Source organism: Mesorhizobium sp. M00.F.Ca.ET.216.01.1.1, from assembly GCF_004010325.2.
Taxonomy (GTDB): Bacteria; Pseudomonadota; Alphaproteobacteria; order Rhizobiales; family Rhizobiaceae; genus Mesorhizobium.
This window is the reverse complement of sequence record NZ_SADR02000100.1, coordinates 1-528: the sequence shown is the minus strand read 5'-3', so window position 1 is coordinate 528 and position 528 is coordinate 1. Positions and strand designations below refer to the sequence as shown.

1 protein-coding gene is annotated in these 528 nt (G+C 58.9%); it reads right to left on the bottom strand.

What is annotated here, in order from left to right:
- Positions 1-402 (bottom strand): SDR family NAD(P)-dependent oxidoreductase (locus EN859_RS35210; protein WP_135913598.1); only part of this gene is annotated, 402 nt, incomplete at its 3' end.
- Positions 403-528 lie beyond the last annotated feature (126 nt).

Here is a 528-nt window from a genome sequence, read left to right as displayed (position 1 = left end):
CCATTTGCGCGCCTTCATCGCCTGCAACGCGCGCCGGATCGTATAGAACGAGGACATGAGATCGATCGCCACGACCGCTTCCCATTTCTCGATCGGAAAGTCATCGATCGGCGCGACATGCTGAATGCCGGCATTGTTGACCAATATGTCGACGGCGCCGAACTCCGCGATGGCCTTGTCCATCATCGAGGTGATCGCGTCGCCCTTGCTCATGTCAGCATTGTCGTATCGAACGACGACCCGATGATCGGCCGCGAGCTTGGTCCTCAGACGTTCGATCTCGGCGGCGTCGCCAAAGCCGTTGAGAACGATGTTGCAGCCTTTCGCCGCGAAGGCTTCGGCAATGCCTTGCCCGATGCCGCTGGTCGAGCCTGTGATGAGTGCTGTCTTGCCTTTGAGCATCGTCTTGTCCTTCTGATTGCGCCGCTTACGAGCGATGGCGCGCGGGCCGGCTTCGGATCTGACGATTAAGTATGGCGAACCGGCGCAAGCTGCGGAAATGCCGTTGAGACATGGATTCGATAGCTG